The following is a 15702-nucleotide window of genomic DNA, read 5'->3' as shown; positions in this document are numbered from 1 at the left end:
AACAAACCCTAGGTGAAACGCAGCAACATCAACCTGCTGGTCTGTCTGAACGCCTTGTTGGCCACCCGTTCTGTCACGCGGGCTGCGGAACGGCTGGAGATGAGCCAGTCCGGCATGAGCAACGCCCTGTCACGCCTGCGCGAGCTCACCGGCGATCCGCTGCTGGTGCGTTCCGGCAACGAATTCAACCTGACGGAACGCGCCCAGTCCATCGCACTGAAAGTCCGCTACGGCATAGAGCTGATGGATGAGATCTTTGCCAACGAAGGCCCGCTGGACCTCTTGGAAACGAAGGCCACTGTCACGCTGGCGGCCGCCGACAACATCGGACTCAACTACCTGCCAACCCTGTCGCACCTGCTGTCCGACATGGCACCGGGCTTGGTGCTCAATGTGCGCGCGCCCGACCCAGACCATGTGAAGGAATGGCTCAGCGAGGGCGAGTGCGACATAGCGATCGGCTACTTTCCAGAAGTCCACCCCGATCTGCGTCGCATCTCTCTGTACTCCCAGCCGATGTCGTGCATCACGGCGCGCGGGAGCTGCCCAGACCTGACGCTGGACACCTACATCGAGCGCCCCCACGTTGTGTTCGGCTCGCCCTTCTCGCCGCGCTCGACGCTGGAGCAAACCTTGATCCATGAACTCAAGGCCATCGGGCACGACCGCATCCGCTCCGTTCGCGTGTCGTCGTTGCTGTTGATTCCCTACATCGTCGCGAGCTCACACCACGTCGCCACATTGCCGACCTGGATCTGCGAGCGGTTTTCCGCGCACCTGCCACTCGACATCTGGCCCGTGCCTTTCGCCCTGGCCGACATCGAGACTGTGATGGTCTGGCACGAGCGCACCCACCGCCTGCCGCTGTTCGTGTGGCTGCGGGAGCTCATCCGCAGCATCCCCCCCCCACCGCTGACCCACCAGGCTAGAGATCCCGGGCGATCAGTTCTTTCATGATCTCGTTGGTGCCGCCGTAGATGCGCTGTGCCCGCGCGTCCACATAGGCGCGCGCGATCGGGTACTCGGCCATGAAGCCGTAGCCGCCGTGCAGCTGCACGCAGGCGTCCACCACCTTGCCCTGCAGGTCACTCGTCCAGTACTTGGCCATGGAGGCGGCCTGCGCATCCAGGGTGCCTCGCAACAGCAGCGACAGACAGTGGTCCACGAAAGTGCGGCCGATCTGAATCTCGGTCTTGAGTTCGGCCAGCACGAAGCGGGTGTGCTGGAAGTCGGCCACGGCCTGGCCAAACGCTTTGCGCTCGCGCACGTAGTCCAGCGTCCAACGGTAGGCCGCTTCCGCGGCAGCGATGGCCGAGATGCCAATCTGCAGCCGCTCCCAGGGCAGCTCGCGCATGAGGTAGAAGAAGCCCTGGTTTTCCTCGCCCAGCAGGCTGTCGGCCGGAACACGCACGTTCTCGAAGAACAGCTCACCCGTGTCCTGCGACTTCAGCCCCATCTTCTTCAATGGCTGGCCCTTTCGCACTCCGGGCAGCGTGGTGTCCACCACCAGCAGGCTCACGCCTTTGGCGCCGGCAGCGGGGTTGGTCTTGGCGACCACGATCACCAAATCGCACACGGTGGCATTGGAGATAAAGGTCTTGGAGCCGTTGAGCACATAGACGTCACCGTCGCGCACCGCCGTCGTGCGCACTGCCTTCACGTCGGAGCCCGCACCGGGCTCGGTCATGGCCAGCGCGCCAATGGCCTCGCCTGTCACCATGCGCGGCAGCCAGCGCTGCTGCAGGTGCTCTCCCGCAAAGTGCAGCAGGTAGTTGGTGACGATCTCAGAATGCATGGTGAGCGAGAGGCCGAAGTTGCTGTAGGGCGCAGCCTCCTCCAGCAACACCGTGGAGTACAGCAGGTCGGCGCCCGCCCCTCCCAGGCTCTCTGGCACGGTGGGGCACAGCAGCCCCGCCACGCCGGCGGCCTCAAAGAAGCCGTGCTCGAAGCCGCCACGCGCCTCCCAGCGTTCAATGTTTGGCGCCACCTCGGCCTGCAGGAAACGGCGCACCGTCTCGCGAAAGAGTTCGTGCTCGGGCTGGAAAATCTCGCGTTGCATCATGGGATCTACCTCTGGGGTGGGGTGCGCCGTTCAGGCGAGCCAGCCCGCGCGCCGGGCGACCTGCACGGCCTCCATGCGGTTGCGGGTGTCGAGTTTCACGTTGATGTTTCGCAGGTGGGTTCGGATGGTGGTTTCGGCCACGAACATGCGCTCACCGATCTGGTCGTTGGAAAAGCCTTCCGCCACCAGGCGCAGCACCTGCAGTTCCTTTTTCGTCAGCGCATCGATGGCGCTGGCCGGGGGTAGCACCGCCCCGGCCACAGTGGGCTGAGGCAGCGGAGCCACCGGGGCGCGCAGCAGGCGGTCGAGGAAGGCGATGGGCGCGCCGCCGTCGGCATCGAGCAGGTCGGTTGGCCCACTGCGCAGGTCCTGCAACATCACCAGCAGCAGCGGCCCCTCCACCAGAAAGGCGCGCACATAGCCTTCAGCCGCGCCGAAGCACACGGCCTTGGCCAGCAAACGCATGGCGCGATTGCGCTCGCCCAGCTTGTACTGGGCCTGTGCCAGCACCAGGCGCAACGTCAAGGCGCGGCGCTCGCGTTGGGCGCGCTCGGCCACGTCCAACTCGGCGCGCAGCTCGGCCACCACCTCGGCCGCGTGCCCCGCCTGCACGGCCCAGCGCGCGTGCGTCAGCGCAAGCGTCTCGACCTCGTTGGCGCGCAGCGAGGAGCGGCTCACGCGTGCCCACAGCGCCTTGTCGCCGCAGTGGTCGATCTCGGCGCGTGCGCGGCCCAGTCGGCCTTCGGTCACCAACATGCGCACGCGCTCCAGCCGCGCGCCGGCCACCACGCGCGGCAGTCCATCGCGGTGGCCCAGGTGCTCCAGCTCGGCCAGCAGCTGCAGCGCGTGATCGGCGTCGCCCTGGTCCTGCACGATGCGCGCCATCACCACATGCGCCAGGATCAACTGATCCGGAATGCCCACGTGGCGAATCAGCGGGATGTAGACCGCGAGCAGGCGCTCGGCCTGTTCGAGCTGGTCGGCCTCGAACAGCGCCTCGGCAAACAGCACGCCGGCCATGGCGTTGCCGTTCGTGGTGCGTCCGCCGTCGTGCGTGCCGGCGTTGACCGCCAGGCGCAGGCGCGCCAGCGCCTTGCGCAGCCGGCCCTGCGTGAGATCCACCGCCGCTTCGGCGGCCTCGGAGAGCGTGAAGTTGAAGCTGCTGCGGTGCTCGGGTTGGTGGCTGCGCGCCGCGTCGGCATAGCGCAAGGCCTCGTGGTAGTGACCCGCGATCATCGCAAGGTTGGCCAGAATGATTTCCAGGAAACCACGAACAAAGCTCACGTGGGTGGGCAGCGCGCCGAGCAGCGCCGAGGCCAGCTCGGTGGCTTCGTCGGTGCGGTCGGTGAGCACCATCAAGAGCGGCTTCATCGCAAGGCGGTGTGCCTTTACCTCCTCGCTCGGGTCGGCGCGCTGCTCCAGCCGTTCCAGCAGTGGCGCGGCCGCCAATGGACCGCGCGCGAAACACACGGCCCAGGCGTGCACCACCTGCAGCATGGGGTGTTCGTCGAGCAAGCCGCATTCCAGCAGCGGATCTAGCCAGCGCGAGAGCAGTCGCATGCGGCCCTGGTCGAGCAGGGCTTGCGCGTGCTCGTTCAGCAACGGCAGTGCGGTGCTGACCTCCCCCGCGGCCAGGGCGTGTTCGATGGCCGGCACCGGCCGGCCCTCGCCGAGGAACCAGCGCGCCGCCGAGCGGTGCAGGCCGGGCACTTCGTCCGGGTATTGCCGCAGAAGCAGGGCTCGCAGGAACTCGGCGAACATGCCGTGATAGCGGTAGCCGCTGCCCTCGGGCTGCAGCGGAATCAGAAACAGGTGCGCCTGCTCCAGCGAACGCAGCATGGCCGCGCTGTCCTCGCGGCGGCAGACCAGGTTGCACAGCGAGGCGTTGAGCACGGTGAGCACGCTGGAGCGCAACAGAAAACCACGCACGTCCTCGGTCTGGCGGGCCAGCACGTCTTCCACCAGGTAGTCAACCACGGCGGCGTTGGAGCCGGTGAAGCCTGCGATGAACTGGCCGGGGTCGTCGCGGTGTTCCAGCGACACCGAGGCCAGCCACAACGCCGCCGCCCAGCCCTCGGTGCTGCGGTGCAGGCGCACGATGTCCTCCGTCTCCAGCACCAGTCTGCGGCGCTCGCGCAGGAAGCCCTCGGCCTCACCGACCGAGAAGCGCAGCTGCGCGGGCTCGACCTCCAGCAAGCGGCCGCGCGCGCGCAGACGGCCCAGGCTCAGTTCGGGTGCGCCGCGAGACCCCACGATGAGCTGGGCACCGCGCGGCAACTGGTCAATGAGTTCATTCACCATGCCCAGCGCCACCGGGTTCTGCAGCGCCTCGAAGTCGTCGAGGAAGAGCGCGAACGGTGCCGGGTGCGCCGCCACGTGGTCGATCACCGAGAAGGCCAACTCCTCCAGATTGCCCGCGGGCGCAGCGCGGGCGCGCGCCAGGCCGGGCACCAGCGGTTCAAGCGCAGCGGCCAGCACGGTGAGGAAGCGACCCACGTCGTTGTCCGCGCGGTCAAGCGTGAGCCAGGCGGTCGGCAGGCCGGCTTCTTCGAAACGGTGGCGCACCTGCAGCATGACCGTGGTCTTGCCGAAGCCGGCGGGTGCGCGCAACAACACCAGCCGGGCCGAGCCGGCGTTGAAGATCTTCTCCCCCACCTCGGCGCGCACAATCTCGAAAGCCGTGGGCATTGGCGGGTTGAGCTTGGCCGCCAGCGGTGAGGCGCGCGCACCCTCGTGCACCGCCTGCGTGGCCGTGCTCACCAGTTTCAGTCGCGGGCCTTCGGTCGTCATGTCTCTTGCTTCATGGCTGCGATGCCTTGTGCCAAGACACCGAGGAGCGGGCCTTGTCGGCCCTCAAGTTTCGCCCTCCATTTCACGCGTGTGACACCCAAGGCGACGGGTGGTCTACACCTTGACATACATCGTAACGACACACGCCCCGCCCAGGCCCAGGTTGTGCTGCAGGGCGACCTTCGCGCCATCCACCTGCCTGGCGCCGGCCTGTCCGCGCAGCTGCCAGACCAGCTCGGCGCACTGCGCCAGGCCGGTCGCGCCCAGCGGATGCCCCTTGGAGAGCAGACCACCGGAGGGGTTGGTGACCACGCGACCACCGTAGGTGTTGTCGCCGTCCAGAATGAATTGCTCGGCTCCGCCATCCCCCACCAGGCCGAGGGCTTCGTAGGTGATGAGCTCGTTGCTGGTGAAGCAGTCGTGCAGTTCGACCACGGGCACGTCGGCCGGACCGATGCCGGACTGTTCGTACACGCGCTGCGCGGCACGTCGCGTCATGTCGAAACCCACCAGCTTTCGCATGTCGTTTTCATCGAAGCTGCTGTTTCCATCGGTCACCAGCGCCTGGCCGGCGATGTACACCAGCCGGCTGATCCAGTGCTTCTTCGCGAAGGCCTCAGAACACAGGATCGCCGCCGCGCCGCCACAGCTGGGCGGGCAGCACTGCAGGCGGGTCAACGGATCGAACACGCTCGGCGAAGCCAGCACCTCGTCCAGCGTGAGTGGATCTCGAAAGATGGCGTTGGGGTTGTTCGCCGCGTGGCGCCGCGCCTTCACCGCGATGCGCGCGAAGGTGTCGGCACGCGTGCCATAGAGCTGCATGTGCATGCGGCCCGCACCACCGAAGAGCTGCGCCGCGATAGGTGCGCGTTCGTCGCGGCCCTGCGTGTCCTCCATCACGTCGAGCAGGCGCTGCGAAGGGTCGGGTCGGTCGGTGAAGTGGGCGGTGATGGCGCCGCGCTGCATCTGCTCGAAGCCCACCACCAGCACGCACTCGGCCTCGCCACTGGCCACGGCCTGACGGCCGAGCCATAGCGCGGTGGACCCGGTGGCGCAGTTGTTGTTGACGTTGACGATAGGAATGCCCGTCAAGCCCACGTGGTACGCCGCCGCCTGGCCGCAGCAGGAGTCGCCGTAGACGAAGCCCGCATACACCTGATCGACCACCTGGTAGTCCACCCCCGCGTCGGCCAACGCGGCCTTGATGACCGCCGCACCGAGCAGGGGATAGGTTTCGCTCGCGCCGGGTTTGGTGAAGGGCACCATACCCACACCGGCGACATACACTTTTCGGCTCATCGGAGGTGTCTCCGCACACAGCAACGGGAGGTCATGGGACATCTACTTGAACTGGTCGTAATCGAGCACGATCTTCCAGCGGCCGTTCTGCAACTGTGACAGCCGTGCCTTGTTGGAACCCAGGTGCTGGGTGGGTGTGAACAGCAGCGGCGGATTGCCGAAGATGTCGCTGGGCAGCTCACCTATGGACTCCAGCGCGCGGCCATAGCTGTCGCCCGTGAGCTGCGGCCCGTTCTTCTGCAGACCCTTGGCGAACAGGTCGATCATCGTGTAGCCGTAGGTCGAGAACACCGTGGGCAGGTCCGTGAACTTGGCCTGGTACCGCGCGGTCCAGTTGCGCACGGCCTCCGACGCGTCGTCCGGATACGGATGCACCGCCGTCATGGCCGCATAGAAGCCGTCCATGGCCTTGCCTCCCAACTTGGGAATGAGGTCGGTGTAGGCCGACGAGGGCGACACGAAGGTGGGCGAGAAGCCGATCTTTCGCGCCTCGGTGATGACGCTGACGGTCTCGCGGATCAGCGTGGCCGTCACCACGAAGTCACAGTCGGCTGCCTTGAGTCGCGCCACCTGTGAAGAGAAATCGGTCGCGCCCCGCTTGAAGCTGGTTTTCTCCGCCAGTTGAGCGCCCGCCTTGCGCAGGCCCGCCTCGGCGCCCTGCACCACCTCATAGCCAAAATCATCGTCCTGGTAGATCGCGCAGGCCTTGCGCGCCTGCGTGCTTTTGTAGAGCGGCGGAATGACCGCCTCAAGTTGATCGAAGTACGGCGACAACAACGCGAACTTGAGGTGATCGACTGGCTCGTACATTTCGCGCGAGAGCGACATGGGAAACAGGTTGTAGACCCCCTTGGGCGCCTGCACCTGCATGGCCGCGAGCGTGTGCACCGTGCCGAAGGTGCCGATGACGGCAAACACCTTGTCCTGGTTCACGAGTTTCTGCGCGGCCAGCACGCTGCGCTTGGGGTCGTACCCGTTGTCTTCCACCAGCAGCTTGAGTTTGCGTCCGTGGACGCCACCCTGGGCGTTGATCTCGTCGACCCGCAGCAGCATGCCGTTGCGCAGGTCTTTTCCGTAACCGGCGATGGGGCCGGACAGATCGCTGATGGTGCCGATGACCACCTCGTTGGCGCTGACGCCTTGCGTCTGCGCAATCGACCCGGCGCTGGCCAGGCCGAGTACGGCCGTCAGCACCGCCGCCGCTGTGCAATTCGAAAAACGTTTGCTCATGCTGGCTTCCTCGTGTTGAACCATCACAGCCACGACACTACGCAAGAGGCCGCGTGCCGGTATCGTCGTACCAGACGATTTGATCGGCCCGCGGCCCCGCCCTACCCGCAGCGAAGGCAGGTACTCAATCGACCACCACCCAGCGGCCGTTGCGAATTTGTGACAGCCGAGCGACCTCGCTGCCCAGGCGCTTGGTGGGTGTGAAGGTGAGTTCCCCGGTGCCATACGGTGTGGCGGGCAACGAACCGGTTTCCAGCGCTTTGGTGAAGGTTTCGTTCGTGAGGTTGGCGCCGGCCTTCTGCGCGGCCTGCGCGAACAGGTCGATCACCAAGTAGCCGTAGCTCGAGAACACCGTCGCATCCTCCGCGAACTTGGTCTTGTAGCCGCTCGCAAACCGGCGCAGCTCGGGTGGTCCGCTATCAACATAGGGCTGCTCGACGGTCATGGTCACGTACAGGCCTTCAACGTCCTTGCCGCCCAAGTCGACCACCGCGCTCGAGTACGCGCCCGGGGAACCCAGGAACACCGGTTTGAACCCGAGCTTGCGCGCTTCAGTCATCACGCCAACGGTTTCGCGCACCACCGTGCCCAGCACCACCAGGTCGCAATTGGCCGCTGCCAGCTTCGCAACCTGCGAAGAGAAGTCGGTCGCGCCGCGCTTGTAGCTGGTCTTCTCGACCATCTCGCGCCCCGCCTCTTTGAGGCCGGCCTCGGCACCGCGCAGGATTTCCAGCCCGAACTCGTCGTCCTGGTACAGCGCACAGACCTTCTTCGCGTTGATCTGTTTGGCCAGGCGCGGCGTGTGCGTGCCCAGTTGCAGGAAATACGGCGCGAGAAAGGCGAACTTCAGCGGCGTCGGCGGCTCGTAGACCTCGCGCGCGGACGTGAGCGGGAAGAAGTTGATGACGTTCTTCTGCGTGAGCAAAGGCACGGTGGCCAACGTTGTCGCCGTGCCGATCTGACCGGCCATCAACATGGCGCCGTCGCGGCCGAACAGCTTCTCGGTTGCAAGCACGGCCTTCTTCGGGTCGTAGCCATGGTCTTCCACCAGCAGCGTGATCTTGCGGCCATGGATACCGCCTTGCGCGTTGATTTCTTCGACCCGCATGCGCATGCCGTTCATGACCTGCTTTCCGGGGCCAGACAGCGGACCGGACAGATCTTGCAAGGTGGCTACACGTATTTCGGTCGGCGAGATGCCCGCCACCTGCGCAAAGGCCGGTGCAGCCGACACAGCGACGACGAGCGCCAGCACGAGCCTGGGTAGAGACGGCGTGCTCATTTGTCGGCCCTCACCAGCAGCGACTTGAGCTGCATGCGGTCGTAGTACACGGTGTCGCGCGAGATCTGCTCGCCACGCACCATCAACAGATCCATGCCCTTGGTCATCAGGCGCTCGGTCGATCCATGGCGCCAGACCTCCATATCCCAGAACACCACGAGGCCGTTTTGTCCTTCGAGGCGGAAGTGCTCGTGGATGGTCCAACGCGAATCCCATTCCTGAAAGTACTTCTTCAGGTAGTTGCGCAGCTTCTCGCGGCTGCCGATTTTCACACCCGCGCCGGGTTCGCTGTACTGCACGTCTTCGGTGTAGTACCGCAAGGTGCCTTCGATGTCGCGCTGGTCCCAACAACGGGTCAGCCGTTCGGTCACATCCAGAAGATGTTCAGTGCTCTGCAATTCGGTCGTGCTCATGGGAGTCTCCTTGGCGGTTGGGGAAAGTTGATCTACTCGGCGCTGATCCAGCGTCCGTCCTTGATGCGTGCCATTCGAATGGCGTCGATGCCGATGCGCTTGGTGGGGCTGAAGCTCATCTCTGGCGTGCCAAACAGCGTGGGGGGCAGGCGCGTGGTCTCCAGCGCTTTGACGAAGCTGGCCGTGGTGAGCTGCGGACCGGCAGCACGGGCGGCTTTGATGAAGCTGTCGATCACGAAGTAGCCGTGTGCCGCGAACACGCTAGGGTCGTCCTTGTAGGCAAGCTTGTAGCGCTGCGCCCAGGCACGCAATTCGGCCCCCCCGCTGTCGACGTACGGCTGATCGACGATCACCGTGGCGTACAGCCCTTCGACACTGTCACCGCCGAGTTTCGGCACCGTCGCCGAATAAGCCGTGACCGTTGAGACGAAAGCCGGCCTGTAGCCGATCTTGCGGGCCTCGGTCATCACGCCCACAGTCTCGCGAATGACGGTTCCCAGCACCACCGCATCGCAGCCAGCGGCTGCTGTGCGTGCCACCTGAGAGGAAAAGTCGGTTGCGCCGCGCTTGTAGCTCACGTGTTCCACCAGCGTCTGGCTGGCCGCTTTCAGACCAGCTTCAGTGCCGCGCAGGATCTCCTGACCAAATTCGTCGTCCTGGTAGATCACGCAGACCTTCTTTGCGCTCACCTGCTTGAGGAACGGCGGCATGACCGTCGCAAGCTGGTCGATGTAAGAGGGCATGTAAGCGAAAACCAACGGTTGCGGCGGCTGGTATGCAAGTGCGGTGGCAGAAAGCGGCATGAAGTTGACCGCATCCTTCTGCGCCAGCAGCGGCGCCGATGCCAGCATCATGGCGGTCCCCATCTGACCAACCATCGCGAATATTCCGTCCAGCTCCAACAGCTTCTGCGTGGCTAGAACGGCCTTTTTGGGGTCGTACCCGTGATCCTCGAAATGCAGCTTGAGCATGCGGCCACCAATGCCGCCCTGCGCATTGATCTCACCCACGCGCATCTGCATGCCTTCGCGCGTGTCCTTTCCAGAGCTTGCCAGGGGGCCCGACAGGTCGAGCAGCGTGCCGATGCGGATCTCCTTGTCGCTCACACCACGCGTCTGCGCCGACAGCGGCGCCTGCACCACCACCAGCGCCGTGACGGCGAGGATGGCCTTGGTTCGATTCGTCCATGTCATGTCGTGCCTCCTGGTTGGTCTTGTCAACCGCTCTCACATCGTCGGCAAGTGCGCCACTTCGCCGTACCTTCCATACCCTGCTGATACACCGCATTGCAGTGCGCCATGTCCCGTGCGCTGGCCGTCGCCGATCTCCAGGACCTGGTCGGCCAGCGAACGCAGTTGTGCACGGTCTTGCGTATCGCCCAGGTTCCAGCGGCTGGAGCCCTCGTGCAGCGCACCCCGGTCATCGCCGTGGTTCCAGCCATTCAGGCCGCCGTAGAGGCCGCCCTTCAGGAAGTAGCGACCGGACAGCGAACGCAGCCGAAGAGACAGATGCGACCCGTCCGCGAACCTCAGCAACATCCGCCCACCTGTGACGGATTGGCTGGGCGCCTGCAGATCCCATTGAAGGTCGTGCGCCACCTCTGTGATGGCCACCGGCGCGCGGCCCTGCCCGCGCAGCCAGCTGCGCGAGCCACCGAGGAAGCGCAGCTGACCCGGTGCCTTTTCCTTGAGGAAGAAATGAACCGCCTCGTCCTCGAACTGCAGGCAGGCGAAGGCGTAGAACATCGGCGGGAAACGCGAAGCGTGAGCATCGCCATCGGTGGTCCGCAGCTCGAGCCGGCGGCCCCACGAGCGGTCACGCCCGCCCCAGCAGGTGCTGGCATACAGTTCGAAGCGGCGGCCGTCCACCGAGATCCAGCCGTCGTAGCGCCCCATCTGCACGAAGCGGCTGACGTCCGAGTAGAGCGTGTCGCCCTTGCGGATGATCTCGCGGCCTTCGTCGTTGGGGTCGGTTCGGCCATGGAATATGAGGTCCATGGACAGGCCCGAGGCATTGGGCCACAGCGTGATGCGATGCCGCCCGAAGCCCTCCAGCACCTCGATTCGCAGCGCGCCTGCCTCGGTGTCGAGCGGCCGCTCCCCGGCGTGCCGGGACACCTGGAAATCGAATTGCCGCCCCTCGAACGACACCCCGACGTAGCCGTCGGTCACGCCACGCCCCGGATACCGACCCATGCCCACGTTGAACACGAAGTCACCGGCCGGAACCACGTGACCGGTGTACCAGAAGCGCTCCGTGAACAAGGTAACGCCGGCGTCGTCCGAAGCCGGCTCGTGCAGCGGCGCCGGTGTCTGGTGACCAAAGAGATCGTCTTGCGGCGTGATCATGCGGACTCCTCGGGGCGGACGTTGGGGCCGGTTTCGCGGGTGAGTTTTCCGAGATGGCTGGGCGCCATGAAGCTCAAGTCCACATCAGCGGCGGCGCGGCAATAGCCGAGCAGCCAGCGTTCGAGCGGCGGCACCGCTTCGCCCTGTCCGAATGCCACAAGCTCCGAGACATAGGCGTCGCACTGGTGAATCGCCCGCTCCAGTGCCACGGCATCGGTCGGATCCACCGCGCCACACCATGGTGCCGGCCGGTTCGGCGCCGCCGTGCGCGGCATGGCCGCCAATGCCGCGCGACGCACCTCAAGCCGACGGGCCAGCGGTGCCGGGGACCAGGCGACGGTGGTGGACAGTTGTGTCAGCACCTGCAACATGCTCTCGGCTGCAGCGCGCGCGGTGGGGTCGATCAGGTGCGGCAACAACTGTTCTTCCAGCGTGGTGACCATGGCGGCCATGATCAACGCCGGTGTCTCCGTGCCCAGGCGGCTGCTGTGGTTCATACGCCGCCCTCCAGCGCCTGGGCCAGGCGCGACATGAACATCGGGATGTTGTTGGACAGACAGACCAGCCGCAGGTCCTGCCCACCCGCCAGAAAACTGGACTGCCCGCCGAGGTTGATGGCCACCATCTTGTAGAGCGAGAACACGCGGTAGTAGGCGAGCGCGTCGGGGTCCACCGTCAATCCGCTGGCGGCTTCGTAGCGCGCGATGAACGCGCTGTGCTCCAGCAAGCCGCGCAAGCGCATGTCGGGCAGCATGGCCCAGGCGAGGTCCTCGTGCGGATCGCCCAGGTGTGTCATCTCCCAGTCGAGCATGGCTCTGATGCGCCCTCCGTCGGCCAGAAAATTGCCCACGCGGTAGTCGCCATGAACGATGACGGTGCGTGCCTGCATCGGCGTGCGGCGCACCAGCCATGCCGCCGCGTAGTCCATCAGCGGATAGGGTTTTGGGCTCCACTGGCGCACACGCTCGCGCCAGAACCGGACCTGCTCGCGCCCGGCCGGCGCGCGGGGGTCTTCACCCTGCAGCGTGGACAATCCCCGCGCTCGCCAGTCGACGCGCTGCAGATCGCCCAGCACCTGCGCGAGGTGCTCTCCCACCGGCGCCAGCACGCCCGCATCGGCAATGCCGTAGTCGCGCGTGAACGGGTTGAGTTCGATGCCCTCGACCCGGTCGGTGATGAGGAACGGCGCGCCCAGGATGCGGGCGTCGTCGCTGTCCCAGCGCATCACCGGCACCGGCACCGCCGTGCCGGCCAGCGCGCGCAAAACCACCGACTGCGGGCGCGACGAATACGGCGCCATCAGACCCGCGGGCGATCCGATCTTGACAATGAAGTCCCGTGCGTCGAGTGCATCGCCGCGGCCGGTGTGCAGGGCGAACGCCGCCGTGATCCACGACAGGCCACCGGTGAAACGCCGAAAACCCTCCACGCGCACCGACGTGCGCAGCTCCTGCGTCAAATACGCGCCCAGCCGCGCGACGATGGCCACGTCGCCCAGATCGGACGGCGCGTCCAGCGCGGCGGGTTCCAGCACCTCGGTCATGGCGATGTCCGTGTGTGTGTCGGTTAAAAAAACCTGGCGGCCTCTCTGCCCGCCCTGCGTCTCAGCGGTACATTTCTTCGATTTCCGGTGCGTACTTCTTCTGGACGAAGCTGCGCTTGAGCTTCATGGTCGGAGTGAGTTCGTCGTCTTCGGCCGAGAGCTGCGTCTCCAGCAGGAAAAACTTCTTGATCTGCTCGACGCGGGCGAACTTGCGGTTGATCTTGTCGATCTCCTCCTGGATCAGCGCGCGGATCTCAGGCGCACGGGTCAGGCTGGCGTAGTTGGAGAAAAGGATGTTCTGGTCTTGCGCGTACTTCTCGACGTTCTCCTGCTCGATCATCACGATGGCCGTCAGGTAGGCGCGGCGGTCGCCGATCACCACCGCATCCGTCACGTACGGACTGAACTTGAGTTCGTTCTCCCATTCGCTGGGCGTGACGTTCTTGCCCCCCGCGGTGATGATGATGTCCTTCATGCGGTCGGTGATGCGGAAGTAGCCCTCGGCGTCCTCGGTGCCCACATCGCCGGTGTGCAACCAGCCGTCGGCGTCGATGGTCTCTGCTGTCTTTTCGGGCTGCTTCAGGTAGCCCATGAACACGTTGGGCCCGCGCACCAGCAGCTCGCCCGTCTCAGGATCGATGCGCACCTCGTTGTATGGGCTCTTCGGCCCGATGGTGCCCAGCCGGATGCGGCCCGGTGGCATGGCGGTGGAGATGCCGCACGACTCGGTCTGGCCCCACGCTTCGAGCATCGGAATGCCCAAGGCCAGGTACCAGCGGATCAGGTCCGGTGAGATCGGCGCCGCGCCCGTGGCCATGCAGCGGCAACGATGAATGCCAATGAACCGGCGCACGTTGTTGAGTGATGCCACACCGGCCAGGTAGTACTTGAACTTCATCCACGGGTTCACGGTCTCACCAGCCAGAACGCGGTCGGCCACGGCATGGCCCTGCGCAATGGCCCAGCGGTAGAGCGCCTGCTGCACGGTACCCGCCTCCTTCACCGAAATGGTGACGGCGGAATAGAACTTCTCCCACATGCGCGGCACACCGCCGAACACCGTGGGCGCGATCTCGCGCACGTTCTCGGGCACGGTGTCGGGGTTCTCGACGAAGTTCATCCGCGTACCGGTGTAGATGGACGCATAGAGTCCCACCACGCGTTCGGCCACGTGGCACAGCGGCAGGAAGCACATGCGTTCGTCGCGATCGTCCTGCGGCAGCGTGGTGTTCTGGCCATGCACCACCACCACCAGGCCACGGTTGGAATGCATCGCACCCTTGGGCTTTCCGGTGGTGCCCGAGGTGTAGATCAGGATCGCCAGGTCGTCCGGGCCGCGCACCTCACGCAAGCGCTCGAATTCGCCCTGGTGGGCGCGGTCGTGCGCAGCGCCCTGCTCGCGCAGCGTGTCGAGCGTGATCACCATCGGGTCGCTGAACTCGGCCAGGCCCTTGGGATCGATCAGCACAATTTTGCGCAGCTTCGGCAACTGCGCACGCACTTCGAGCGCCTTGTCCAGTTGTTCTTCATCTTCGACCACCAGCACAACGGTGTCGGAGTTCTCGCAGAGAAACTCCAGTTGCGGCGAGGCGTCGGTTGGGTAGATGCCGCTGGACACACCGGCGGCGCTCAGCACCGCGAGATCCAGCCAGACCCACTCCACACGGGTGTTCGACAGGATGGACACACAGTCGCCGGGTTTCAGGCCCAGCGACGCCAGCCCCATGGACAGGTCGCGGACGATGCCACCCACCTCGCTCCAGCTCCAGCTGCGCCAGATGCCGAACTCCTTCTGCCGCATCATGACGGCCTCGCCGCGCGCAGCAACGCCGGCCCAGAAGATGCGCGAGATGGTGTCGCCCGGCGTCACGATATCTTCGCGAGGCTTGAGATGATCGAGGTTCCAGAGTGCCATGTGCCGCCTCATCTCCAGGTTTTCTTTTTCTTCCAGCGGTGGTCGCCCCGCGCGCCGGCTTCCTTCATGCCGAGATAGAACTCCTTGATGTCGTCCTTCTCACGCAACCGATCGCAGCTGTCGTCCATGACGATGCGACCGTTTTCCAGCACGTAACCGTGGTCGGCCACGTTGAGCGCCATGTTGGCGTTCTGCTCCACCAGCAGAATGGTGGTGCCGAGTTCGCGGTTGATGCGCACCACGATCTCGAAAATTTCCTTGGTCAGGCGCGGCGACAGGCCAAGGCTGGGTTCGTCCAGCAGGATCATCGCGGGCCCTGCGAGGATGGCGCGCGAGATGGCCAGCATCTGCTGCTGCCCGCCCGACAGCAGGCCGGCGTCCTGGCGCGCACGCTCTCTCAGAATGGGGAAGTAGTTGTAGACCACCTCCAGGTCGCGCGCCACCGCGTCCCGGTCGGTCCGCGTGTAGGCCCCCATCATCAGGTTGTCGTGCACCGAGAGCAGCGAGAACACCTCACGCCCCTCGGGCACATGCACCAGGCCACGCTGCACGATGAGTGCCGGGTCGCGCGCGGTGATGTCTTCACCCTGGAAAACGATGCTGCCTTTGGCCGGGTCGATGATGCCCGAGATGGTCTTGAGAATGGTCGACTTGCCCGCGCCATTCGAGCCAAGCACGGTGGCGATCTGCCCCGGCTGCACCTGCAGGCTGATGCCTCGGATGGCCTTGATCGGGCCATACGCGCTCTCCACGTTGTTGAGCTGCAGACTGGAGTGCAGGCGGGCTGGCGCCACAGGCTGGGCGGTCGCGCATGCCTTCA

The 15702-nt window shown here is 65.4% G+C and carries 13 protein-coding genes; 1 reads left to right on the top strand and 12 read right to left on the bottom strand.

The window, feature by feature from the left end:
- Positions 1 to 12: 12 nt before the first annotated feature.
- Complete coding sequence (locus tag HPA01S_RS03130) at positions 13 to 957, top strand: LysR family transcriptional regulator (protein WP_066266523.1); 945 nt, start codon at positions 13 to 15, stop codon at positions 955 to 957.
- Here HPA01S_RS03130 and HPA01S_RS03125 read toward each other — a convergent pair.
- The 12 genes from HPA01S_RS03125 to HPA01S_RS23435 form a co-directional block, all read right to left on the bottom strand.
- Entirely contained in the window at positions 926 to 2062 is a 1137-nt protein-coding gene (locus HPA01S_RS03125; RefSeq protein ID WP_066266518.1) for an acyl-CoA dehydrogenase family protein, read from the bottom strand. The genes HPA01S_RS03130 and HPA01S_RS03125 overlap by 32 nt on opposite strands.
- Before the next feature lie 30 nt (positions 2063 to 2092).
- Complete coding sequence (locus HPA01S_RS03120; RefSeq protein ID WP_066266516.1) at positions 2093 to 4852, bottom strand: winged helix-turn-helix domain-containing protein; 2760 nt, start codon at positions 4850 to 4852, stop codon at positions 2093 to 2095.
- A 114-nt stretch (positions 4853 to 4966) separates the two neighbouring features.
- On the bottom strand, positions 4967 to 6151 hold the full coding sequence (locus tag HPA01S_RS03115; protein WP_066266514.1) for a lipid-transfer protein: 1185 nt from the start codon (positions 6149 to 6151) through the stop codon (positions 4967 to 4969).
- A 42-nt stretch (positions 6152 to 6193) separates the two neighbouring features.
- On the bottom strand, positions 6194 to 7381 hold the full coding sequence (locus HPA01S_RS03110; RefSeq protein ID WP_066266511.1) for an ABC transporter substrate-binding protein: 1188 nt from the start codon (positions 7379 to 7381) through the stop codon (positions 6194 to 6196).
- A gap of 124 nt (positions 7382 to 7505) precedes the next feature.
- The gene (locus HPA01S_RS03105; RefSeq protein WP_066266507.1) at positions 7506 to 8663 is read right to left on the bottom strand and encodes an ABC transporter substrate-binding protein; all 1158 of its coding nucleotides are present in this window, start codon (positions 8661 to 8663) and stop codon (positions 7506 to 7508) included.
- Positions 8660 to 9076, bottom strand: a complete 417-nt coding sequence (locus tag HPA01S_RS03100) for a nuclear transport factor 2 family protein (RefSeq protein WP_066266505.1) — start codon at positions 9074 to 9076, stop codon at positions 8660 to 8662. Before HPA01S_RS03100 ends, HPA01S_RS03105 begins: the two co-directional genes overlap by 4 nt.
- Positions 9077 to 9108: 32 nt before the next feature.
- Positions 9109 to 10269, bottom strand: a complete 1161-nt coding sequence (locus HPA01S_RS03095; protein WP_084360423.1) for an ABC transporter substrate-binding protein — start codon at positions 10267 to 10269, stop codon at positions 9109 to 9111.
- A 33-nt stretch (positions 10270 to 10302) separates the two neighbouring features.
- Positions 10303 to 11424 (bottom strand): Rv3169 family protein, encoded by a 1122-nt coding sequence (locus tag HPA01S_RS03090; protein WP_066266503.1) that lies wholly within the window; start codon positions 11422 to 11424, stop codon positions 10303 to 10305.
- Positions 11421 to 11921, bottom strand: coding sequence for a hypothetical protein (locus tag HPA01S_RS03085; RefSeq protein WP_066266501.1), 501 nt, complete (start codon positions 11919 to 11921; stop codon positions 11421 to 11423). Before HPA01S_RS03085 ends, HPA01S_RS03090 begins: the two co-directional genes overlap by 4 nt.
- Positions 11918 to 12967, bottom strand: coding sequence for a phosphotransferase family protein (locus tag HPA01S_RS03080; protein WP_066266499.1), 1050 nt, complete (start codon positions 12965 to 12967; stop codon positions 11918 to 11920). Before HPA01S_RS03080 ends, HPA01S_RS03085 begins: the two co-directional genes overlap by 4 nt.
- 61 nt (positions 12968 to 13028) lie before the next feature.
- Positions 13029 to 14882, bottom strand: coding sequence for an AMP-dependent synthetase/ligase (locus tag HPA01S_RS03075; RefSeq protein WP_066266497.1), 1854 nt, complete (start codon positions 14880 to 14882; stop codon positions 13029 to 13031).
- An 8-nt stretch (positions 14883 to 14890) separates the two neighbouring features.
- A complete protein-coding gene (locus HPA01S_RS23435; RefSeq protein ID WP_281192869.1) occupies positions 14891 to 15634 on the bottom strand; it encodes an ABC transporter ATP-binding protein in 744 nt (247 codons plus the stop codon).
- Between the last annotated feature and the right edge of the window lie 68 nt (positions 15635 to 15702).

Source organism: Hydrogenophaga palleronii NBRC 102513, from assembly GCF_001571225.1.
In the GTDB taxonomy this organism is placed as follows: domain Bacteria; phylum Pseudomonadota; class Gammaproteobacteria; order Burkholderiales; family Burkholderiaceae_C; genus Hydrogenophaga; species Hydrogenophaga palleronii.
The sequence above is the reverse complement of the archived record's forward strand: the minus strand, read 5'-3'. Positions and strand labels throughout refer to the sequence as shown.

What these genes read in the sequence shown, in the direction of transcription:
- HPA01S_RS03125 (WP_066266518.1), bottom strand. Translation starts at nt 2,062, where the DNA reads ATGATGCAACGCGAGATTTTCCAGCCCGAGCACGAACTCTTTCGCGAG.
- HPA01S_RS03120 (WP_066266516.1), bottom strand. Translation starts at nt 4,852, where the DNA reads ATGACGACCGAAGGCCCGCGACTGAAACTGGTGAGCACGGCCACGCAG.
- HPA01S_RS03115 (WP_066266514.1), bottom strand. Translation starts at nt 6,151, where the DNA reads ATGAGCCGAAAAGTGTATGTCGCCGGTGTGGGTATGGTGCCCTTCACC.
- HPA01S_RS03110 (WP_066266511.1), bottom strand. Translation starts at nt 7,381, where the DNA reads ATGAGCAAACGTTTTTCGAATTGCACAGCGGCGGCGGTGCTGACGGCC.
- HPA01S_RS03105 (WP_066266507.1), bottom strand. Translation starts at nt 8,663, where the DNA reads ATGAGCACGCCGTCTCTACCCAGGCTCGTGCTGGCGCTCGTCGTCGCT.
- HPA01S_RS03100 (WP_066266505.1), bottom strand. Translation starts at nt 9,076, where the DNA reads ATGAGCACGACCGAATTGCAGAGCACTGAACATCTTCTGGATGTGACC.
- HPA01S_RS03095 (WP_084360423.1), bottom strand. Translation starts at nt 10,269, where the DNA reads ATGACATGGACGAATCGAACCAAGGCCATCCTCGCCGTCACGGCGCTG.
- HPA01S_RS03090 (WP_066266503.1), bottom strand. Translation starts at nt 11,424, where the DNA reads ATGATCACGCCGCAAGACGATCTCTTTGGTCACCAGACACCGGCGCCG.
- HPA01S_RS03085 (WP_066266501.1), bottom strand. Translation starts at nt 11,921, where the DNA reads ATGAACCACAGCAGCCGCCTGGGCACGGAGACACCGGCGTTGATCATG.
- HPA01S_RS03080 (WP_066266499.1), bottom strand. Translation starts at nt 12,967, where the DNA reads ATGACCGAGGTGCTGGAACCCGCCGCGCTGGACGCGCCGTCCGATCTG.
- HPA01S_RS03075 (WP_066266497.1), bottom strand. Translation starts at nt 14,882, where the DNA reads ATGGCACTCTGGAACCTCGATCATCTCAAGCCTCGCGAAGATATCGTG.